Raw genomic sequence first — 22,137 nt, forward strand, 5'->3', positions numbered from 1 at the left:
GCAGGGGATTCTTAAATAGTCCAGAGACGGACTTTTAAAGGCGCAATCAAAGCACCCCTACTGACTCCATCGAGATTGAGACTCAATTTTGCCGCTACTTTTCTAAGAATGTTGGCTGCACCATTACAGTCGGCATTGATTTTAAAACCATCTTTAGACCGATACAGACCACGTTTAACACGCCTCCCAGATTCTTTCCACCCTTCGGGTTTTTCACCGAAAGTAGGTAGTTCATCAAGATCGAGAAAACTTGCCCTGGATGTGTACGACTCTTCGGTTTCAATAAAACGAATCCCATACTGTTCACACAATTGAGAGATTCGCTCTTTTAATTTGGCAGTGGGGATTTGAACAAACTTTTGGTTGGTCTTAGTGCCAAGATTGATGTTTTGCTTTTGCTCTTTATTTCAGCCAAATACCACCGTACCAATTCGATGTTGGAGGCAATGGCTTAAGACAATTCGTGCCGCTTTGTTTACTGCATCTCGCATTTGCCGGTTACGTTTTTCAGTGATTCTAGCTAATTGTTTTGACCAAAAACCTTGGAGTTGCTCTTCTTTAAGAATGGATACTCTTTTGTTGTACCACTGGTTAAGGGATTTTAAGTGTAGTCCATCAACAGAAAAAGATGTCCCGACATTGCTAACCCCAGTGAGCCAATTGTTTAATCCAGGGTCAATTCCTAATACATTGTTTGGATTAACATCAGATTTAACTGGCTCAGTTTTATAGACCAGTTCAAGATAGAAAGCACCATTCCTGGGCAGGATGTGATACTCCCTAATCTTTTTGTAGTCAAGGTTTGATGGCATAGGCAGATAGAAACAATCAACATTAAACCAGGCGTTAACTTGCTTGCCTAATGGAAATCGCAATCCTGCATCTTTTAGCTTGACGGATTGCTTTGGATAGGTGACAAGATTTAACCCTGGCTTTCTGTAGTTTGGCAACTTTGGCTTTTGAGTTACAGTCCCTTTTTTAATCCCCTTTAACAACCCAATGAATGATTTAAAAGACTCTGCAACCGTTGTTAAACACTGCTGAGCAACCTGAGAATACATAGCCCGATAGTGGACGTTAGAAGACATTTCCCGGTGCAAATCAAACCTGCTAGGGATTTTATTTTCTTTGAAGTAAAGCTGTCTTGCATAGTATGTTCCGCAGTTATGCAATTTGTTTGACTCCCCGCAGACAAACTCAAGAATCGCCCTAAGTTCTGGCGATGGATCAATTAAAACTTGCTGGCATCCAAACATCATTTTACCTCCTTGCATTATTATGCACGCAGAACCTAAATAATTGCCAATGAAATTTAAAACAAATCGAAATGTCGTCTATAACTGTCAGTATCACGTTGTTTGGTGTGTCAAATATCGCAAAAAGTTATTGACGGGAGACATCGAAACTCGACTAAAGGAGATCCTTCTTGATGTTGCCACTGAAATAGAAACTGAAATTGTTGAGATGGAAACCGACAAAGACCACATTCATCTATTGATTAGCTGTGATCCCCAGTTCGGCATTCACAAAGTTGTCAAACGAATGAAGGGACGTAGCTCTAGGTTATTGCGGTCTGAGTTTGGGATCTTGAGATCCAGACTGTCAAGTTTATGGACAAACTCTTATTTTGTTTCTACCGTTGGAGGTGCATCCCTAGAAGTCATCAAGCAATACATTAAAGATCAACAGAAAGTATAATTAATCTATTCTTCAGCTTATATCCCCACAGATAAATCCGGGGGCTTTACGCCGTTTTTTCGGTAAAGGTAAACGAATAGCTGAGCAAAGTAACGTCCATAAAATTGCTCATCCGCCTGCATCTGGGCCTCAGCAAAAATGATGGGCACTAGGGGATCCTCCGACACAGGCATAAACACCCCGTCCAAAGGTATTGTCCTATTGGTCACCTGTTGGGCGGAGCACGGAAAATCATACTTATGTGTTCTATACCGTGGTCATCATAGGGATCACCAACCTTTGTAAAACCAAATTCTGCATAAAACTCGGTAAGATGAGCCTGGGCTGAAATCCGCACATCTAAGTTTGGATACTCCCGCGAGCTTTTCTGGATGCAGGCTGCGACAATCTTCCTGCCAGCGCCCATTCCCCTTATTGCTTTACTTGTGAGCACCCGACCGAAAGATGGTTCCGGGTATCTGGTATTGGGAAAATTCAGTCGTGCGTAGGCCACTAATTGTTGATCATTGGTGCGACCAAACAGGTGCCATGATTGTTTATCCAACCCGTCAGCGTCTAGATATAAACATCCCTGCTCTACCACAAACACTTCCTGCCGTAGGGCAAGCATTTCGTGCATTGCTTCCCCAGAAATATCATTAAAACGCTGCCAAGACCAGTTAATTTCCACGGCGATCGCCTTTTTTCCATATTGGCAATTATTAACCTAATTTTTTTCCCAAAAGCTGTCGCAATACTGGGAAATCTTGAGTTAATTGTCCCCCAACTTGGTGAGCCAGGGGACTTTTTAAACAATTTTTAGGATTGGAGAGCAATTAAGTCGCAGGCGTTTCCACCTGTACTTCATCCAACGGTTGGGGTTGGGTGGGTTGTTGAAAAATGCCCCAGATGGCCTGGCCAACGCCATAGAGTAACACTATTGCCCCCACAGCAAAGATCAAGTCGCCGGGAATCCGCAACCAAACAGTGCCCTGCATCCAACCGGAACCAATTACCTCCGCACTGCGGGCGTACCAAGTGCCATGGTTAATGGATTGCATCAGTTGATAGAAGCCATTGGGAATCAGCCCCGTGACTAGCATGGTTACTAAGCCGCCATTGATCCACCAGAAAGCAAAGTTAAATTTCTTTTCATTCCAGAATTGGTCGGGGGTAATTTCCCGCAGGGCAAACAGCATCAAGGCGATCGCCAGGGAACCATAAACGCCAAAGAGGGCAGAATGGGCATGGATGGGGGTGGTGTTAATGCCCTGGGAATAGTAGAGGACAATCGGGGGATTGATCAGGAAACCAAAAACCCCTGCCCCCACTAGGTTCCAGACACAGGTGGTAATGAAAAATTTCAGCGGCATACGGTAAAAACCTTGGGCTTCCTGGGAGAGTTTGAGGGATTTGACCACTTCAAAACCAATTAGGGTCAAAGGAACCACTTCCAGAGCGGAAGCCACCGCTCCCATGGCGGCGATAAATACCGGAGTCCCAGCAAAATAGAGATGATGGAGAGTACCAATCACCCCGCTACCCAGGTACAAAATGGTGGTCAAATAGGTTGCGCGCAGGGCCGCAGAGCGTTTCAAGAAACCTAATTCACTACATAGATAGGCGATCGCCACCGTGGCAAACACTTCAAAAAAGCCTTCCACCCAGAGATGAACCACCCACCAACGCCAATACTCCGCCACACTGATGGGGGTATGGTTGGTGTACATTAACCCGGACGCATAGAACAGGGGAATGGTGATGGCACTGTAGAGGAAAAAGTGATTCAGGCCGGTTTTGTTACCCTCCGCTTTCAGGGCTGGCTTCAGGGCCCGGAACATCAACCAGAGCCAGAAAACCATGCCGCCGATGAGCAGTAATTGCCAGAGCCGACCCAATTCCACATATTCATAGCCTTGGTGACCGAACCAAAAACTCTGATCGTTGCCCAGGTAACCTTGGATACCGAACCAGGCCCCGACGAGGGAACCAACGACGACGAGGGTTAAAGCTGCTAAAAGTATGCCATTGCCGATCGCCTGGCCCTTGGGTTCATGTTTGCCAAAGCGGGGGGCAAAATATAATCCCGCCGCTAACCAACAGGTGGCGATCCAAAATACTGCCAATTGTAAATGCCAGGTGCGGGAAGCGGCATAGGGTAAATATTGCTGGAGGGGAATGCCGTAAAATCCTTCCCCTTCCACAGCGTAATGGGCTGTCACCATTCCCATTAATAGCTGGACTCCAAATAAAGCCATGGCCACCCCAAAAAACAGAGTGGTTATCCTTTGGCTCGGAGTGGCTAGACGAAGGGCTGGTCGTTCTGCCACTGCCTGCACTTCTTCCGCATCTTCCTGGGTTAAATACACAAATAGGAACAAGGCGATCGCCGCAATCAGGACAATCACCGACACAATGGACCAGACAATAAATTGACCAGGGGCTTGGTTGCCAATCAGATCATCGTGGGGCCAGTTGGCTGTATAGGACAGGGGAGAATTGGGACGATTAGCCGCCGCCGTCCAAGCAGTCCAGGCAAAAAAGGCCGTCACGTCATGGCGATCGCCAGCTTCCGGGAACCAATCCCTCGGAATGGAATGAATAGCTGAGCCGTTCAGCAAAATAGCTTGATAATCATCAAAAACCTGAGCTAAACCCTGGGTTTGGGCATTGGTTAAGCTTAAAATCCCCGTTTCTGGGTCATAACGGTTAGGTTTAAACTCCTGTTTCACTTCTGCCTGGAGTTGGGCCTGTGCCACTGGTGGCAATGCTTCCAAATCCGTTTGGCTAAAATCCGCATCGCCATCGTAGAGCACTCCTGCTGTGGCCAATCCCCAACGGTGCAACACATCCGCTGTCCAATCGGGAGCGAGGTAACTACCATGGCCCCAGATACTGCCAATATGTTGGCCACCCCGGGCAAGGTAAGTTGCTTGGCCCCGTTCCACTTCCGCTTGGGTCATTATGATCTCCTGTTGGGGGGAAATCACCGTGGCAGGAATGGGGGGGACATTTTTGTAGATGGCGGCCCCGGCTCCCAGGAGCACAGAAAACGTAACCACGCAAACCAACACCAACCAGGCAGGTAACCCAAAGGGCTTGGCCCTGGCCGGTGTGGCGATCGGGAGATCAAAGACTGAATTTGCCATATACGAAAAACAAAAAAATGGCGAATAATTTAACAATTCTTTAGAAACAAATTTCTACTTATTTGGTAGATTCATTTCTGTTTTAATTGCTTTTACTTTAGATGAGTTACCCTTATTTTTTCCTTGACTTAAGTCAAAAATAACCTTGAGAAAATCTAAAGTTTTCCGAGGCCAGAAGCTGATACTTACGACTTCTAACCCTAGGTCTGGAGCAGGACAGAAGCAACTTAGAAGAGGCATTAACACAGGTAACGCCAACGGTTTCCCAAAACTCATTTAACTAAAATCAGCCACGGCCAAGAAAATTTGCATTATCTGTTACCCTAGGCAATAGTACTATCAGGTGTGATGAATGTTATGGTCACGACAAAAACCAGAATAACTATTAAAAGTCGTTAAGTTAAATCCCCAAACTCCATGACTGTTGCCCCGGAACTGGCTCTTTGGCTCGGTAAAACTCTGATGTTTCAGAATATTGATTCCCATCACCTGGAAATGATCGCGGCGATCGCCCAGGTCAAAAGCTATGGTAAGGGGGATCTGCTTTTCAAAGAGGGAGATAAACCGAAAGGATTTTTCATTGTCCGATCGGGACGGGTCAAGATTTACAAAATTGCGCCGGGGGGTAAGGAGCAAATCTTGAGAATTTTTCATCGGGGAGAACATTTTGCCGAAATAGCAGTGTTTGATAATCTGCCTTTTCCGGCTTCGGCGGCCACCTTGGAGCAAGCGGAGATGATTTTTTTCCCCCGTTCTCCTTTTTTAGAAATGTTGGTCCAACATCCCGCCCTGGCCCTGAATATGTTGTCCAGCCTATCCCGCCATCTACGCCATTTAACTGCTGTAATCGAAGAATTGTCCTTCAAAGATGTGCCCCAACGGTTAGCCAGTTATCTGCTCCGGTTAGGGGGAGTGGACGGTGGAACGGTGGAGGTGTTGTCTCCATGGGTGACCTTGGATTTACCCAAAAGCCAACTAGCCGCCCAGCTAGGAACCATTCCCGCCACCCTTTCTAGGGCTTTTTACCAATTAAAAAATGAAGATTTAATCGCCGTCAAGGGAGCCAAGATCCAATTATTAGACTGCGATCGCCTTCGGGCTTTGGCCAAACAGGGAGATGGAATGAAAAGTTAAAGCCAACAATTCCTACTTGCGGTACATGGGTTATGAATAGATGTAACTATCCTAATCCGCCTAGCCGTATTCCTGCTCCAATAATGACGAATAGGGTCGCTAATAGGGTTATTCCAATGATGTGGAAAGCTAGGCCACTGAGATTTTCCTTACTAAGATTAGGAATGATAAAAAAGCGGGCATGGACCGCCAAAGCCACTGTCCCCAGCAATAATAAAAGTTTAATGCCAATGTAAATTGACAAGTAAGAATCAAAGGCGAAGAAATTTGCCAAGCCGGGAAAATAAATCCAAGTTAATCCTAAACCAGTAATAACTTGCAGTAACAATGCTCCCACGCCAAATCCTTCAAAATGTTCCTCAAATTGATGGATGCGATCGGGGTCACGGTGCTTTAAGGCCCCCGGCAACACTGTAGCCGCTAAAACAAGATGACCGCCCGTCCAGACGGTGGCTCCCAGGGTATGCAAAATAACAAGAATCTTAAATAACATAGGAGATCTATAAAATCTTTTTCAGTAAACCATGGGACAATGCTGGATGCATAGTGCGTGGACGTGTTGGCCCATATCCTGCCCAACGGACAGGATGAGGATCAAATAAGGTAAAGGATTTTCGCCCTTCCATTTTTAAGCCTGAAGCTCGGTAATTTTTCGGTAATTAAATAAGCTTTTTAATCTAAAGAAATCCAATGACCATTTAGCTTTTGTACTATCGCCGTCGCTTCTTCATAACTTTTGGCGATCGCCCAGGTATGATGAGTTTTGCCATTACTTTCCCGCAGATAAATCTGATTGGGTAACAGGGGATGGTCAGCGGTAGTACGTAGATAATCTTTGTTAAATTTGCTATGGGATTGGGAATAGATAGATGTGTCCCAGGGCACTCCACGGTCCCAGCCCGGCACCACCAAAGGATTAGCTCCCAATAAAATTTGGCATGGCACTAGCGTGGGGCCTTTATAAATGGCATAGGCGATCGGCATACAGGTATTAATTGCTAAGGTGACTAATTCGCCATATTTTTGCATTAATGATTGCTGCCAATATTGGGTAATTAAGGTGAAATCTAGCCCCGCACTTCCCCTAGTATCTAAGAGTTTATTGAACTTTTCATATTCCGTTCGCACAGTGGTGATTTCCCGTTGCCAAGCATATTCCAATGGACTTTGACCAAAAACTATCTTGCCTGCTTTGAGTAATTTCCATTTTTCACCAATTTTTAAAACGTCCAATTTTGCCGGTGCTTGTAGAGTAAATTGATAATTCTCCCCTGGGTTTTCATTAGTTGCTTTAAATAGTTTGGCGAAGCTAGCCAGGGAACTAAAATGGCTAAAGGATTCGGGACGAGGAAATAGATAAAATCCTTGGTTTTTGAGTTGCATTACCCAAAAGTTACCAACATTATTTTTTTCTAGAACATCTTCTTGGTCAATTAACAGAGAAACCCGCTGACAATAAACTTCTAATATTTGGGGAGTTTCGTGATAAATGTCAATAATTTTACTGATGGGTAAATCTAATAGAGGAGGGGGTTGTTCAACTATTAAATGGGGATAGGCATCGGCGGGAAAGGCAGTGGGTCGGCTAACTACAGTCTCAATTTGACTGATTTTTTGTTTAAGGACTTCTATTTCTTTGATTAAGTCAGCATTACTCTGGGTCTGAACTTCATTATTTTTTTGTGCTTGAAAAAATCGTAGGGCCGCAAACTCCTGTTGTAACTTAAGTTGATTTTTTTCCAACTGAATCAGCTTAGCTTGATTTAATTTATCCGGTTGATTGCCAGCCATGTTGTTTAATTTATCTCTTACTGTTAATGATTTTAATTAAACACGCCTTTTTCGACTATTTGCCAACGGCGATCGCCGACTAGGAGAAGTTTAGCGGGCTTGACTAGGTTAGGGTTTTGTAAATTGCTATAGCTGTCAAAAAAGGAACTGTTAGTCAGTAGTCTTTGCCAGCGGCTGAGCATTAGATTCGGAATTAACCAAATTTCTTCCCCAATGGTAAAGGCCAAATAGGAAGCTTGGCTCCTTTCTCCTTCTTCAAATTCCTGGCGATCGCCAATGCCCAAATTCCCTACTTTGCCATGGATAACGCTTTCTGTGGGCTTAAGATATTGAAAGCGGGAAGGATCATCAAAAAAATCTTTATTGCCCTGGTTAAAATTAGTGATGCAATATTCTAAACTTAACCCGAAAGATTGGGTCAATTCTTCAATATTTTCCTTATCAGTATTTATATTGCTCTTTTTTACGGTAGAATCATTTAACAAAAAGTGCTCATAGATGTCTGCTTTGATAATTGAATCTAACATATTTTCTTCAATTTCATCTGGCAAAACAATGTCAGTATAGGTGACATTAATAACTTTGCGTTTTGCAGAGCCATTAGTCCTCGAAGCAGTAATTTTATTTAAAGTTTCGCTTCCTATTTTTTTGAGAAATTTATTTTGACTAGGCTTAGTCGAAAAAGTATTTAATAAGTCAACTGCCAGTTTGCCGATGACGATACTCAAACCAATGGCACCAGCAATAAATAAATAAACTATAATTAGCAAGTCTTCATTGTTATGAGAGTTAGTTTCAGTAGTGGCTTCTGCTCTACTTGAATCTACTGTAGGACTTGGCTCTGGCGTAATATTTGGGCTAGTAGATTGTATTATAAATTCATCTTGATTGGAAGGAATATCAGTCCGTTGAGTATCATTGGGTTGAAAGGCAATCCACCCTCTTTCGTCTACGGAAAAAGTAATGATTTCATACCAACAAAAATCATCATAATACTTGGCATAAATGTCAGATAAAGAAAATCTTCTACCAGCGGGAATTTCTGCAATAATTTCACCATTAATATTGGGAATATCGTAAACGTCCAAATTAAAATCAGAAAATGACATCTGATAATCTCTCATCGCTGGACAAGGATTATTTTGCTGAGCATAAACTGGACTAATACTCCGAATTATTACAACAATAAAAACAATTGCAAAATTTCTCAGTCTATTCATAAATTCATTTATTTGTCGCCAAAACTCCCTTTTGAAGTTAGCTTCCAATGATTTTCTTTAATTAACTCTAAATGAGCAGGAGACTTGAGTTCAAATCTATCTGATACGGCATTCATTTCAAATATTCTACTATCATTATTTAGTTTAATTAATCTTGATATTTTCGGCATGGTAGCATTGGGAATTAAGTAGAACTGATTATTGAATTGAAAAATAAGGTAAATAGCATTGGCTTTATCTGAAATTGACTTAAACTCTATAATTGGTTCCCCATCAATAGCTCGTCTATTGTCTTTAGATTCTTCTGTTAGCTCAACAGGAATAAAGTTAGGATGATTGAAATAATCGACATTCAGTTGTGCGTACTGCTCAAGAATAATTTTTACTTGATCAATTTGTTCTTTTTGTTGCTCTATTTCCCCTACTTGAAGTTCATTTACATTAAAGCTTTTTGGCCGATTATCGTGGTATCGATTGACTGAATTTAAATAATTTAACTGACTGCTCAGGTCGGCTACCTTTGTGTGTAAAGTAATATTTTTTTCTTTATATTTTTGAATTTGATTACTTAATACATTTAGTTGTTGTTGCAATTGATTAATATCGGAAGTATTCAAAAGTATTTTTTTTCCTTGTGTTTCTACGGTTTCACTGATTTTTTTGACTTTTCTGAAGTCTGATGAAAGTCCACGCATTTTTTTGTTATTTAAAATACTAATAGCAATACTAACCATTGAAAATATAAAGGCAAGTATTGAAGCAGTAATGGAGATTGATATCCATGACTGTTCTGATATAAATTTAAAAATTTCCATGAGTTTGATTTTTTACCTAATTTAAATTCTATGAGACTATCAATTATATTTAAGATTTAGACCACTTATCCGCAATTAAATCAATAAAACATTTAAGTACAATTAAAAAAGTTGGCTCTCCTTCAAATTCAGATACTGGGCCATGTTTCCGAAGACAAGCTTTCTTAACACGAGATTTCAAAATTACTTGATCTTCATTGCTCAACTGATAAAGTCCAGATCCATCAAAATTTCTCAATATATCAACTTCATTTATTCCTGATTCTTTGACTGTCTGATTAAAATTTTTAATATAATTTTCTAATTGGGAAAAAGACGCAATTTCAAACTGATTTATTTCTTCCCACTCATCATCAGTTTGTAATAAATCTTCAGATCCATAATCCTTACCATTGATTGTGCAAGACTCCCCTAGAAAAGGATAAGCTTTCTGGTTAGTTGCAATGCCCTGAAGCTTTTCTCCATCTTCTGGAACAACTAACCCTCCACACACTTCTTCTTTGGGATATTCAGATAGTGTAGAAACCTCTGGATTGTATGATAGCCCAGATGCTTTTGTTAAAAGTCCTTGAAAAAGAATATTTACTTCCGATGATTCTGAAAATTCACCTGTTGGAGTTAGCCAATGTAGAAATCGAGAACCATTGCCACCAAAGAGAAAAGTAGTTGCTATTCCATCCGTGAAATGCTTATTTTGTTCGTGTAGTATTCTTTGGATTAGTCCAACATAGTGAACTAGACCTCCGACAGCAAAACTAATTAGCGTTCTGAATTCACGATTTCTCCGCTTGTCGCAGTTGATAGCATAACCTTCCGATAAAATTCTTTCTGCATTACTTCTCATATAAGTATCAAGGGCAGAATCAAAGTTATTACCACTTAGTACTTTCGCAACATTACGAGCAGCTTCTGGCGGCAAACCAAAAATTTCATCAGTAAAATTAAGATTGCTTTCTAAAATGCGGTGAAAGATATTTCTTCCAGCAAATGGCACCGAAACTTGATGTATTAAATTGTTATCTTGCCAAATTGAAATATCTGATGTGCCGCCTCCAATATCAATACAAGTTGTGTTAATGAGATTCTTTTTGAGAATATCGGCAAAAAATTGTGCAAAAGCAATGCTTTCAGTTCTTAGTCCTCTGTCATCTATGATGTGATTTTGTCCACTGATTAAATTCAACTGGTCTAGTACACGCTTCCAAGTAATCTGGTAACGATTGAGATCCATCGTGGAAAAAGCAGATGGATAAGAAATGGACCATTTTACTTCTCGAACTTCTTGCCATGCCGCTTGGGCAGCAATCATGCGTGCCAGTTGTGATAAAAATGGACGCTGATGCTGTACTTTTTCCCATTTAATGTTTGTTTTAATGAATTCTTGATTAAGTTCATACTTATCGAGTCGAGGAAAATATATTCGACCATCTACCACAAGCTCTGGTATGTTTCCATCTATTTCTTGCCATCCTCTGGTGGTTAGCATTGCCAGCATAGGCGGATTATTACCTTCCGGTAAAAGCAGATCAGGAATGAAGAACTCTCGGTAAATTATTGTTTGAATATCCTCCAAGCTGTGGGTAATTTTCAGCAAATTTGTTTGGAGTTGCAACCTTTCTGGAGTGCCACTGGAGCCTTTCCGCACATACACATTGGTAAATGAGGTACCAAAATCTACTCCCACCGTCCAAGTAGTGGCATTGCCCCCCTGAGCTTTGGGTATCCGCAGAGGAATTAGACCCAACGGTTGGGCATTTTTGTCGATCGCCAGTAGGACATCGGGGTAGCTATCACATTTCCAGTACTGATAACTTTCCTGGCCCGATCGCCGATTTTCCACTTGGGCATTGGGAGTGGGCTGATCAACCCGAAAAGCTAACTCGCCATATTCTTCTGTGGTTTCCACTAGTAGGAAGTATTCTTTCCATAAACCGGGGGGCACATTGGGCCACAGAGCTAGGGTGGGAAAATCCTGCTTAATTTCGTTTTCCGCCTTGAGGGAATATTCCCGAAACATAGTGTAAGCCACAGGACGATCAAATCCTGATATTTGCACCGTGAGCGAAATCCGTACGCCTGGGCCTTCCAGAGTAGAAACGGGATCCAACTCCACCTGTTTTTCCAGATCTTCGCTGGTGAAATATTCCCGCAGAAAAGGCTTAAAGGGTAACAGAATGGTGAGATTATCCAGATTTAGCTTTTGGTCTAACCAGGTGCCCGGTAACAAACCCTTTGTTTTGTGGAAATAAAGATTGTCTTGGAAAATATCCGCTGGGGTAGCAAAGCGAGCATCGGAACGACAGTGAAGATTAGGATCAAAATTGAGCAGAGGGGACGCATCGATGACATTAATCTCCTGAGCCTCTTTGTGTAAAAGCCCCGGCAATTGCACTGGATCAATAACATAAAGTTGCTTACTGGGATTGCGACTGGCTGAAGCAATTACCCTCACGTTAGAAGGAGTTTGCACCCCTTGTGCTGGATAAAGAACTGATAAAGGGGCTGGGGTAAGGGGAATACCAAACGGTAAATTTTTTGTAGTAGGTTGAAAGACATTACTGGTGGTGACCCCCAAATCTTGGATATAGTCGTCAATCACCCCCGAAACCCGTCCCGCCAAATCCTCATTTTGAGGGTTCCGCATCAGATTACCTTTCAAATTTTCCAACCAAGGCAACAACACCTCCTTTTGATTGGGAGCCAAACCATTGCCAATGGGATTAGTGAAAAAGCCATTTCTTATCCACGCAATACGGCGACTTAAATGCTCAGGAAAATAACCCGTGGGGCAAACAATGGTGGCCGGACTAGTCATACCGATCGCCACGCCGTCCAGTTCAAACAAATACAACTCCGCCCAGGGGCCATCGGGGGGCACCATGGCCAACACATTATCCCTATCGTTGGGGCGCAATTTCCACAGACAACGGGCAAATTCCTTGTCTTGATAATCCTTGAGCCGCACCTGGGTGGCCGTGATTTTAAGATTCAAGTTTTCCGCCAGAGCTAGGGCGGTCAATAAACCCCGATACTGCTCAATTAACCAATCGCGACTGGGGTATTGTCGGTTGCGAAAAGCCGAAATTAATTGCAACGGCCGAGACCAAGGACTAGGGATAGAATTTACTTCCCGGTAGGCTCCTGCTTCAAACTCCAAACTATTACCCAAGCGGTTAAACAATCCCACTCCCTCGGCGATCCATTCCCCTGGAGCAGCGCCACCAGCAAAATCTTGATTAGTTTTGGGAAGTAGGGGTTGGTTAGTCATAGTTAGTCAGGCAATTAAAAATAAAGCTGGGGGAAGGGAAAAATAGGGTGCAATTAGCCTAGGTCAAAAAGCTGATTCACAGTTAAATGAACGTAAAGCGGACTAAAGTAAATCAAACAGGGCATGGGCTAAGCCAAAAACGCCTTTATCATAACTTTTGCCCTCATCTGCTAAACGGTTCTTGATTGTGTCCAGGCGATCGCCACTTTGCGCCGCTTGACTTTTCTCCTTATCAATAATTAATTGGTGGAGATGTTCACGGTAACCAGGGCTTTGGTTCAGATCATCCAAATGTTTTAATTGGAAAAGCTGTTCCCCGTTGACATGGGCAGAAGAAACCTGTTGGGCCCATTGTAAAAACTTCCTAGCCCAAGCTGTGAGCAGATCATTTTTGGCCACCTCTTGAGGATCTTCCACCAGGGGTTTATCCCCTTCCCCCGGTCTGAGTGCAAAAAAATGCTGGAACCAAGGAGCACCCTTCGCAAACTTTTTCCCCCCCAACTTCCGGGCCGCTTCCAACTCCAAGGAAAAGTTATAGAACCAAGCGTAGGCAAAGCGCACTCCCCTACTGAGGGCTAATTTAGCGATTTCGTCATCCGGCAAGTCCGTCCAAATCAGACTGTTAACGTCTCCCCGGCTGATGTAGTGGGCCACCGTTCCTCCCAACGGGCGATTAAAGCCATGGTTAGCGGCTAGGGCAGCGTAAAGCTCCACAAAATGGGCTCCATTTTCCTGATTTTTGCCGCCAGTGTGGGAATCGTAGCGAGTTTGGGCATTGTCCCCAATCAAATAAACATTATCAAAACAGCCTTGGGACTGCTCCGTTAGATATTGCAATGCCGCTTGGGTGTTGAGGGCAAAAAAGCGGGTTTCGGCAAACACTGTTTGATCGCCGTCGTCGGGCCGCTCAAAGGCAAAGTACGGTAACAACAAAGATGCGTGAATACGAACTCGAAGATTGTCCTGTTTTAACTGATTACTAATTAATTTAGCCAGGGTAGGAACCCCGGAAGCTCCTGTTCCCCCAAAAATACTGCCAAAGAAATGCACCACCACATCATTGCCCCGACCTACCCCTAAATCCGTGGTTAGATTATTAAATAGCTGTTGCCATCCCCCAGCCTGGGTTTGCCGGAGACTGTCCAGTTCCAAACGACTCATCACCGCCGAACCAATGGGGGGCCGTCCCCGAAATCCAACCCCCAGATCGGCCGTTTGTTCCGCTGGACTGTAAAGGGCATCAAATAATTTTGCTAAGGGAAGAGCACTGGCCCGCAAAGCTTGTTTGTTGAAAACTCCGGCCAGATTGTTGTTATGAACTTGGTCCCCCAGGGGATTCCAGGTGCCGTAGTGGAAAAATTGTCCACTCATTAAGGGGCTTTTCCCTTGGCCAAAAGCTTTTTGGGCATCGTCGGTGGTACGGAAGTTGACCCCAGTTCTTTGAGAGTTGCCGTTAGAGGTATCTGCATCGACCAATAAAATTCTTAGTTCGGAGTTGTCGCCGTACAGCCCCAGGGAATGGAGAAAAATGGCCGCTTCCACGCATTTAGCTCCACTGCCCCCCACACCGATGGCATAAATTTTTTGCATGGCTTAACCTCTAACCTCCATAAATTTTGCGTAATAACATTGACCCCGGTGGCACATAGCGCATGGATTTGGGGGTGGCTATGGCCGTGGGCAGCCAGAAAATTAACAAGACATCGACAATGATGAAGCCCAGTAGCCAGAAAAATGGTTCTAGGTTACGGCTGTCATCAAACCAGCCGTTAAAGAAACTCAGACCCACTAGAGCCAACATGGTCACTACACCGAGGACAATGGCAAAAATCCACCAAAGACCGCCGGTGCTGAGCACGTCTTGGGCCTTGGTGAAGCCACTGCTGAGGGCTTTAGCAATCCAGAATAGGAGTAACAGCGCTCCCAATACATAAACCACGTAAAGGGTGGGAAATAAAATCTCCGAGGCCCATTTGTCCAAGTTACCCCGGGATAAACTCAAAGGCAGTCCACTTCCCCCTAGCAACCATGGCTGTAACCCAAAAATGACAATGGTGGCGATCGCCACTGTGACCACCAGGGCCACTATCTCCGCAATTTTCATAACCCCTATCCTGCCGAACTAATACGTGAAGATTAGCAAAAATTTCGATTAAGCAATTTAATAGTGGCTATAGCCGAGACAAAACTTAACAGCATCTTGATTATTGGCCACCGCCCCCCGTAGTCCCGATACAAAAAGCAGTAAATTTTGGGTTCTGGCCCCGTCCGGGTTACTAATGTCCATATCCCAATCCCGCCACACTGCCTGATCCAATTGGCGATCGCCAAGGGTGACATAAACTAATTTTCCTTCCCCCTGGGGTACCTGATTGCCATCAAAAACAGCGGTTAATAAAAGGCGGGCATCCTCTCCCCCGGGATTTTGAGCAATTTCCGCTTTTTTCACCGACACAAAGGGTTCAGAAACGTTGAAAAGATCCGGGGTGAGATCGCCGCCAGTGAGGGAAACAGTACTTTTAGAGGGAATATTTAACTCCAACGGTGGCAGAGGGCTAGCGGAATTTTCACCACAATTGGTTTGTTCGACCATAAGCCAATCCTTTTCCTGGTCTTGGTTTGGCCTCTGACGGTCTATGGAACCAATGTCAATGACACATGGTTGGATAGCACCTTTTAAAGAACTGTTGTCCAGAGTGACCGTATCTGCTTGGCCAAGCTCAAAGGCAGAAGCCCGAAACGCTTTATTCACATCCAGGGGAAGCCGGCGGAATTCCTTCACCAACTCGTCCACCGTGTCCTGGGGACCAGTCATCAAGATGAAAAAGGGTCGGCCTTTTTGGTCCACATCTTGGCCAGCGGTGTCGTACACAAAGGTAGGATAGCTAGCATTGGCAGAATACACATTACCCCGAAACTGACTCCGAACCCCTATAAGTACCGCCTTGTAGTTGGGATTGGCCTTTAATTCTTTGCTAATTAACCCAGAAATTTGACCAACGGCGGCATCGTCAGGCTCCAAGTCGGTGAGCAAAATTTTCAGACTACGGGGAGCGGTGGGATTGTTGCTATCCCCTTCACCATTGTCATTTTCTGGGGCTGGATTGGCTCCGTCAGTGGCATGGGCTTCCAACTCATAAAGTTGCCCTAAGGTACTAGAAACACAGGGATATTCAGCTATGGGTTGATCCCGACGACAATAAAAGGGTGCTTTACTAGCGGCCAGAAATTGGGTTGCTGAAATGGATTGGGCTTGGTTGATGGTGTCATTGCTTCCCACCCGCCAATAGGAGGTGGGCAAATTTTTGTTTTGCAGCAACGTGTGCAAAGAGGCGATCGCCTGGCCGTAACGACTACCGGGTTGGCTAACAAACCCGACCATGGATTCACTGGCATCTACCCCCACCATTACATCCAAATTTTCAAAGAGCCCTGGGGCATTTTGTTGTTCTGTCTTCTGATCGCCTAATTGCTCCGTCTCCACACAGGGCAACCCCTCCCTTTGACCACAGCCAGCTAATCCTAGAACTAACACCGAGAAGAGAATCCAGCTTTTCACACACAAACCCAGAAAAACAATAATAGAAACAATTCATCAGAGCGGGAGTTCGCCCATCAGCCTAATGCACTGCTTTGCAAAAATCAAGCGCTTGCGGGTCTTCCCCCCGTAACTTCAATTCTAGGCGAGAGTTCCTTGAGTTATTCCCTAAAGCTTTACTAGCTATGGCGCCAATATTAAAGTGACCCCACCCCTTATCCATTGCCATTACACAGGTTCAAACAACTTAAACTGTTTTGTATTGTTACTAACAGATTAAATTTTTACTGACCGGGGACACTCAGAATCTCCCCAAGCTGATAGCCCTGCTAACTCATTAAGCACAGACAGAAAGCACCCGGTTTGAATTGCCTCCAGGATAACCAGATAAAATGGGAACTTAATCACCCTTTTGCCTAAATCTGTGAAAACCCTAGCCTACGCTGACCCTGCTGATCTGTTCGCCTTTCCCTTGGATGACTTCCAACAAGAGGCGATCGCCGCCCTGAACCAAGACCAGTCAGTGGTAGTGTGTGCCCCCACAGGTTCCGGTAAAACGGTGGTGGGAGAATATGCCATCTATCGAGCCATTGCCAGGGGAAAAAGGGTTTTTTATACTACGCCTTTGAAGGCATTATCCAATCAAAAAATTCGGGATTTCCAGGAAAAATTAGAGAAGTTAGGCCTAGAAAATGCTGAGCAATTAGTGGGCTTAATTACTGGTGATACGGTGATCAATGCCGATGCCCCGGTGGTGGTAATGACCACGGAAATTTTTAGGAATATGCTCTACGAAACCCCCATTGGGGAAGTAGGCACTTCTTTGGAAGATGTGGAAACAGTGGTGTTTGACGAAGTCCATTACATCAGCGACCGGTGCCGGGGCACCGTGTGGGAAGAGTCAATCATTTACTGTCCCAGCACCATTCAACTGGTGGGTTTGTCCGCCACCATTGGCAACCCGGAACAGTTGACCGAATGGATTAACCAAGTCCGCACTGGGGTTTCCCTGAAAGTATTACGCCAGGGAGAGCAACGTAATGATTCCCCCCCCTGTGTGCTGGTCAATTCCGATTTCCGTCCTGTGCCCCTCACCTTTCACTACAGCACCCGCAAAGGTTTGTTTCCCTTATTGAATGAGAAAAAAACCGGGGTTAATGCCCGCCTATTGCCCAAGGCTGGAAATAAAAATACCCGTTCGGGCAAAAATCGCCGCATGCGCCGGGAGGACTGTCCCTATCCCCTGTTGGTGATGCAACAGCTACAGGAAAGGAATTTATTGCCGGTAATTTATGTAATTTTTAGTCGGCGGGGCTGTGAACAGGCGGCGCAATCCCTGGAAGATTTATCTTTGGTGGAACCGGCGGAGCAGGAAAGTATCCAACTGCAACTACTGGATTTTTTCTTTGGCAAAAATCCCCTACTGCGGCAGAAGTTGGAACGGGATTTGGCCAATGGTTTGCCGGATTTAGTCCAAGCGGTCATTGCCTATTTGGATTATCCCCAGGACAGTGAAGCGGCCCAAAAACTTTTGACTGCGTTGGCGATCGATCCAGAAGGTATGTTCAAACTCTGGGGTTGGATTGCCCAATCTTCTCCCATGACTAGGTTTGAGCAGATTGAACCCCTTTTACGGGGCATTGCGGTCCACCACGCCGGTATTTTGCCAGATATGAAAACCCTGGTGGAAAAGTTATTTGAGCAGGGCTTGATCAAAGTGGTATTTGCCACAGCCACCCTCTCGGCGGGGATTAATATGCCTGCTCGCACTACGGTGATTTCTGCTCTGTCAAAACGCACCAATGAAGGCCATGCCATGCTCAGTCCTTCGGAATTTTTACAAATTGCGGGGCGGGCTGGGCGGCGGGGTATGGATACGGAGGGCCATGTAATTACGGTGCAAACTCCCTTTGAAGGGGCCAATGAGGCATCTTATTTAGCCCTAGCGGAGGCAGAACCGTTAAAAAGTTGGTTTACCCCTTCCTATGGCATGGTACTGAATCTGTTGCAAAAACATGATTTGGAAGAAGTGAAAAGTTTGCTGGAACGGAGCTTTGCCGAATACTTGGCCCAGTTTGCCCTGGAGCCCACTAAGGTGGCGATCGCCGAAACGGTGAAAAAGTTATCCCAATTGGACATCAAGTTAGCGGGTATCGGGGAAAAGGATCTACGCAGTTATGAAAAATTCCGGGGGCGACTGCGGGAAGAACAAAGATTACTGAAAATCCTAGAGCAACAGGCGGAAAAAGATCGTAAGCAACAGTTAAAGGAACAAATCAAAACCCTGATACCGGGTCAGCTTTTATATCTCAAAGGTCGCCATGTCAAAACCCATCAACCCCGTTTAGCGGTCATTGTTGCCCCCCTGGCCCCAGCCCATAATTTGCCCCAATGGTGTTGCCTGGCCAGTGATAACCGTTGGTACCACGTCACCGTGGGGGATATTTACGCAGTACCCGTGGGTAGTTTGTCCCCAGCCCAATGGCAGCATTTAACTCCGCCCCCGGCGGAACTGTTAGCTCCTGGTAAACCGATCAAGGGAGATGAGGAAACGTTGGCGATCGCCGCAGGCCTAGACCCCCAAACCTATCCCTTAGAACCCAGCCCAGAACTGGTAGAACAACAGGCCAGGGTAGACCATGTGGAAAAACTATTGGCAGTACATCCTCTGGCTAGCCAAAAACATCCCGGCAAACTTTTGGAGCAGTTTCACCAACGGCAAGAACTACGTAAAACCCTAAGCAAACGACAACAGGAATACGACCGTCTGCAATCCCGTCAATCCTACTATTGGCAGGAGTTCCTCGACTTGATCGACATTTTGCAGGAAATGGAAGCCCTGGAGGAATATACCCCCACCCTTTTGGGGGAAGTGGCCGCCACCCTGCGGGGAGAAAATGAGCTGTGGTTGGGATTGGCCCTTATTTCTGGTAAATTTAACGATTTGGAGCCGGCACAATTAGCCGCCGCCGCTAGTGCTCTAATTACGGAAACCCCCCGTTCCGATGCTTGGAGTGATTTCAAGCCTTCCCCTGTAGTGTTGGCTGCTCTCCGTCCCAGTAATGATTTGTTTGGCCTATTATTTTGCCTTAAACACCCTCAACCTCCCCTTGCCCTCTGGCAGGCTATGACGGTGACGGATCATTTGCAACGGCTTAATCTCTGGGATCTACGACGTAAATTGATCAAAGCTCAAAATCAACGGGCGATCGCCATTCCCCTCTGGTTGGAAGTGGATTTTATCGGTTTAGTGGAACAGTGGGCTTTGGGCATGGAGTGGGAAAATCTTTGTCGTCAAACCAGCTTAGATGAGGGTGATTTAGTCCGACTTTTCCGGCGCACGGTGGATCTGCTTTGGCAAATTCCCCAGGTGCCCCACCTTTCCCCCCGACTAAAACGGAATGCTCGCATTGCGGTGCAACAAATGAAGCGTTTTCCCCTCTAACCAATTGGCGATCGGGAAAACTTTCTCAAAACCGCTGGGAATACATTTTGTGACCAGGCTTGAGCAAAGGGGAATAAACCATCGACAATGGATGGAAGCATATGATTCGCTACGAGACAGGAGAGAACAATGTCCAACAATCCCAGAAGCCAGGTAATTACCCAGGGCACCCAACGGAGTCCCAACCGGGCCATGCTCCGGGCCGTTGGTTTTGGCGATGATGACTTTACGAAACCCATTGTGGGTATTGCCAACGGGTACAGCACCATTACCCCCTGCAACATGGGCATTAATGATCTGGCTCTACGGGCCGAGGCCGGCTTACGGACAGCGGGAGCCATGCCCCAATTGTTTGGCACCATCACCATCAGTGATGGTATTTCCATGGGTACGGAAGGGATGAAATATTCCCTAGTTTCCCGGGAAGTAATTGCTGATTCCATCGAAACAGTCTGCAATGGCCAACGTATGGACGGCGTTTTGGCGATCGGGGGCTGTGACAAAAATATGCCGGGGGCAATGATTGCCATGGCTCGCCTCAATATTCCCTCCATCTTTGTTTACGGTGGCACTATTAAACCCGGCCATTATGCTGGGGAAGATTTAACGGTGGTCAGTGCCTTTGAAGCGGTGGGCCAGTACAGTGCCGGCAAAATTGATGAAGAAACCCTCTACGGCATTGAACGGAATGCTTGTCCTGGGGCTGGTTCCTGTGGGGGGATGTTCACCGCCAACACCATGTCCTCCGCCTTTGAAGCTATGGGGATGAGCTTGCCCTACTCTTCTACCATGGCTGCAGTGGACGGAGAAAAAGCTGATAGCACTGAGGAGTCTGCCAAGGTCTTGGTAGAAGCAATTAAAAAACAGATTCTGCCTAGTCAGATTCTCACCCGCAAAGCGTTTGAAAATGCCATTGCTGTGATCATGGCCGTGGGGGGCTCCACCAATGCTGTGCTCCATCTGCTGGCGATCGCCAACACCATCGGGGTGCCTTTAAGCTTGGACGACTTTGAAACCATCCGCCACAAAGTGCCTGTACTGTGTGACCTCAAACCCTCCGGCAAATACGTCACTACGAATCTCCACGATGCCGGTGGCATTCCCCAGGTAATGAAAATATTGCTGGTCAATGGCATTCTCCACGGTGACGCTTTAACGATCACAGGGAAGACCATTGCTGAAGTTTTAGCCGATATTCCTGACCAGCCCCCTGCCGGCCAGGACGTAATCCATTCCTGGGATAACCCTGTTTATCAAGAAGGTCACCTGGCAGTGCTCAAAGGTAACCTGGCCACCGAAGGCAGTGTAGCCAAAATCAGCGGTGTCAAAAAGCCGGTGATCACCGGTCCCGCTAAAGTATTTGAATCCGAAGAAGATTGCCTAGAAGCGATTCTAGCCGGCAAAATTCAAGCAGGAGATGTGGTGGTAGTACGCCACGAAGGGCCCAAAGGTGGTCCCGGTATGCGGGAAATGCTAGCCCCCACTTCTGCCATCATTGGGGCAGGTTTGGGAGACTCCGTTGGCCTAATCACCGATGGCCGCTTTTCTGGTGGTACCTATGGTTTAGTGGTGGGTCACGTTGCCCCCGAAGCCTATGTGGGAGGGGCGATCGCCTTGGTGCAAGAGGGGGATCAAATCACCATCGATGCGGGCAAGCGGTTACTGCAACTCAACATCAGTGAAGAGGAATTGGCCCAACGGCGGGCCCAATGGACTCCTCCCCAACCCCGTTATCGCACTGGCATTTTGGGTAAATACGCCAAGCTCGTTGCTTCCAGTAGTGTGGGGGCTGTGACGGACTCTGATTTGTTCTAAATCGCCTAAAAAAAGCCAAGGCCGATAATCACTAGATTGCCCCCTGAACTTATCAAATTTAGGGGGCTTCTTAAATTAAACAGTCCGCTACACTTGAAATACGGCTATTTGCTTAAAAACTACTGGAATCATTATTTTCAAAGATTTTTGGCAAACTTGTTAAACGAATCCTAATCCCTAAGTCACTATTTTTACCCATGATTTGTCCAGTGTTTTGCCTGTTATCATTGGGCCAAAGCACTCGTCAATGTTTTTGGCAATTAAATTTAGAGCATGATTATTGAC

General features: G+C 45.3%; 17 protein-coding genes. 4 read left to right on the forward strand and 13 right to left on the reverse strand.

The features are described from left to right. Positions 1–11: 11 nt before the first annotated feature. Positions 12–386 carry a zinc ribbon domain-containing protein gene (locus BWK47_RS17210; protein ID WP_443081629.1) on the reverse strand — a complete coding sequence of 125 codons (375 nt, stop codon included), beginning with the start codon at positions 384–386 and terminating at the stop codon, positions 12–14. Positions 387–407: 21 nt separating this feature from the next. Beyond that, entirely contained in the window at positions 408–1,274 is an 867-nt protein-coding gene (locus BWK47_RS15940; RefSeq protein WP_237269691.1) for an RNA-guided endonuclease InsQ/TnpB family protein, read from the reverse strand. Between the two features lie 31 nt (positions 1,275–1,305). Here BWK47_RS15940 and tnpA point away from each other — a divergent pair, with 31 nt between their 5' ends. Then, on the forward strand, positions 1,306–1,698 hold the full coding sequence (tnpA, locus tag BWK47_RS15945) for an IS200/IS605 family transposase (protein ID WP_237269692.1): 393 nt from the start codon (positions 1,306–1,308) through the stop codon (positions 1,696–1,698). Between the two features lie 17 nt (positions 1,699–1,715). Here the strand turns inward: tnpA and BWK47_RS15950 are convergent, their stop codons facing one another. The 3 genes from BWK47_RS15950 to BWK47_RS15960 all read right to left on the reverse strand — a co-directional run bounded on the left by BWK47_RS15950 (position 1,716) and on the right by BWK47_RS15960 (position 4,826). Next, entirely contained in the window at positions 1,716–1,886 is a 171-nt protein-coding gene (locus BWK47_RS15950) for an Rpn family recombination-promoting nuclease/putative transposase (protein ID WP_237269693.1), read from the reverse strand. A 17-nt stretch (positions 1,887–1,903) separates the two neighbouring features. Then, entirely contained in the window at positions 1,904–2,368 is a 465-nt protein-coding gene (locus BWK47_RS15955) for a GNAT family N-acetyltransferase (protein ID WP_162329416.1), read from the reverse strand. A 145-nt stretch (positions 2,369–2,513) separates the two neighbouring features. Then, positions 2,514–4,826: a nitric-oxide reductase large subunit gene (locus BWK47_RS15960; RefSeq protein WP_162329417.1), complete on the reverse strand. Its 2,313-nt coding sequence runs from the start codon at positions 4,824–4,826 to the stop codon at positions 2,514–2,516. A 417-nt stretch (positions 4,827–5,243) separates the two neighbouring features. Between BWK47_RS15960 and BWK47_RS15965 the strand changes: the two genes are divergently transcribed. Continuing rightward, on the forward strand, positions 5,244–5,960 hold the full coding sequence (locus BWK47_RS15965; protein ID WP_162329418.1) for a Crp/Fnr family transcriptional regulator: 717 nt from the start codon (positions 5,244–5,246) through the stop codon (positions 5,958–5,960). 46 nt (positions 5,961–6,006) lie between these two features. Here the strand turns inward: BWK47_RS15965 and BWK47_RS15970 are convergent, their stop codons facing one another. From BWK47_RS15970 to BWK47_RS16005, 8 genes are all read right to left on the reverse strand, one after another. Further along, positions 6,007–6,453 carry a copper resistance protein CopD gene (locus BWK47_RS15970; protein WP_162329419.1) on the reverse strand — a complete coding sequence of 149 codons (447 nt, stop codon included), beginning with the start codon at positions 6,451–6,453 and terminating at the stop codon, positions 6,007–6,009. 179 nt (positions 6,454–6,632) lie between these two features. Continuing rightward, a complete protein-coding gene (locus tag BWK47_RS15975; protein ID WP_162329420.1) occupies positions 6,633–7,751 on the reverse strand; it encodes a hypothetical protein in 1,119 nt (372 codons plus the stop codon). Between the two features lie 32 nt (positions 7,752–7,783). Further along, a complete protein-coding gene (locus BWK47_RS15980; protein WP_162329724.1) occupies positions 7,784–8,971 on the reverse strand; it encodes a hypothetical protein in 1,188 nt (395 codons plus the stop codon). Positions 8,972–8,979: 8 nt separating this feature from the next. Beyond that, on the reverse strand, positions 8,980–9,786 hold the full coding sequence (locus BWK47_RS15985; protein WP_162329421.1) for a hypothetical protein: 807 nt from the start codon (positions 9,784–9,786) through the stop codon (positions 8,980–8,982). Positions 9,787–9,835: 49 nt separating this feature from the next. Further along, the gene (locus tag BWK47_RS15990) at positions 9,836–13,054 is read right to left on the reverse strand and encodes a hypothetical protein (RefSeq protein ID WP_162329422.1); all 3,219 of its coding nucleotides are present in this window, start codon (positions 13,052–13,054) and stop codon (positions 9,836–9,838) included. A gap of 102 nt (positions 13,055–13,156) precedes the next feature. Next, on the reverse strand, positions 13,157–14,644 hold the full coding sequence (locus BWK47_RS15995) for a hypothetical protein (protein ID WP_162329423.1): 1,488 nt from the start codon (positions 14,642–14,644) through the stop codon (positions 13,157–13,159). A gap of 10 nt (positions 14,645–14,654) precedes the next feature. Continuing rightward, positions 14,655–15,158 carry a hypothetical protein gene (locus tag BWK47_RS16000; protein ID WP_162329424.1) on the reverse strand — a complete coding sequence of 168 codons (504 nt, stop codon included), beginning with the start codon at positions 15,156–15,158 and terminating at the stop codon, positions 14,655–14,657. A 57-nt stretch (positions 15,159–15,215) separates the two neighbouring features. After that, on the reverse strand, positions 15,216–16,613 hold the full coding sequence (locus BWK47_RS16005) for a hypothetical protein (RefSeq protein ID WP_162329425.1): 1,398 nt from the start codon (positions 16,611–16,613) through the stop codon (positions 15,216–15,218). A 403-nt stretch (positions 16,614–17,016) separates the two neighbouring features. Between BWK47_RS16005 and BWK47_RS16010 the strand changes: the two genes are divergently transcribed. Next, positions 17,017–20,037, forward strand: coding sequence for a DEAD/DEAH box helicase (locus BWK47_RS16010; RefSeq protein WP_162329426.1), 3,021 nt, complete (start codon positions 17,017–17,019; stop codon positions 20,035–20,037). A gap of 129 nt (positions 20,038–20,166) precedes the next feature. Beyond that, complete coding sequence (ilvD, locus tag BWK47_RS16015; RefSeq protein WP_162329427.1) at positions 20,167–21,852, forward strand: dihydroxy-acid dehydratase; 1,686 nt, start codon at positions 20,167–20,169, stop codon at positions 21,850–21,852. Positions 21,853–22,137 lie beyond the last annotated feature (285 nt).

Source organism: Synechocystis sp. CACIAM 05 (genome assembly GCF_010222815.1).
Taxonomy (GTDB): Bacteria; Cyanobacteriota; Cyanobacteriia; order Cyanobacteriales; family Microcystaceae; genus Synechocystis.

Bases quoted from the DNA above. Each gene is read 5' to 3' on its own strand.
- BWK47_RS15940 (WP_237269691.1), bottom strand. From the start codon at position 1,274: ATGCAAGGAGGTAAAATGATGTTTGGATGCCAGCAAGTTTTAATTGAT.
- tnpA (WP_237269692.1), top strand. From the start codon at position 1,306: ATGAAATTTAAAACAAATCGAAATGTCGTCTATAACTGTCAGTATCAC.
- BWK47_RS15960 (WP_162329417.1), bottom strand. From the start codon at position 4,826: ATGGCAAATTCAGTCTTTGATCTCCCGATCGCCACACCGGCCAGGGCC.
- BWK47_RS15965 (WP_162329418.1), top strand. From the start codon at position 5,244: ATGACTGTTGCCCCGGAACTGGCTCTTTGGCTCGGTAAAACTCTGATG.
- BWK47_RS15970 (WP_162329419.1), bottom strand. From the start codon at position 6,453: ATGTTATTTAAGATTCTTGTTATTTTGCATACCCTGGGAGCCACCGTC.
- BWK47_RS15975 (WP_162329420.1), bottom strand. From the start codon at position 7,751: ATGGCTGGCAATCAACCGGATAAATTAAATCAAGCTAAGCTGATTCAG.
- BWK47_RS15980 (WP_162329724.1), bottom strand. From the start codon at position 8,971: ATGAATAGACTGAGAAATTTTGCAATTGTTTTTATTGTTGTAATAATT.
- BWK47_RS15985 (WP_162329421.1), bottom strand. From the start codon at position 9,786: ATGGAAATTTTTAAATTTATATCAGAACAGTCATGGATATCAATCTCC.
- BWK47_RS15990 (WP_162329422.1), bottom strand. From the start codon at position 13,054: ATGACTAACCAACCCCTACTTCCCAAAACTAATCAAGATTTTGCTGGT.
- BWK47_RS15995 (WP_162329423.1), bottom strand. From the start codon at position 14,644: ATGCAAAAAATTTATGCCATCGGTGTGGGGGGCAGTGGAGCTAAATGC.
- BWK47_RS16000 (WP_162329424.1), bottom strand. From the start codon at position 15,158: ATGAAAATTGCGGAGATAGTGGCCCTGGTGGTCACAGTGGCGATCGCC.
- ilvD (WP_162329427.1), top strand. From the start codon at position 20,167: ATGTCCAACAATCCCAGAAGCCAGGTAATTACCCAGGGCACCCAACGG.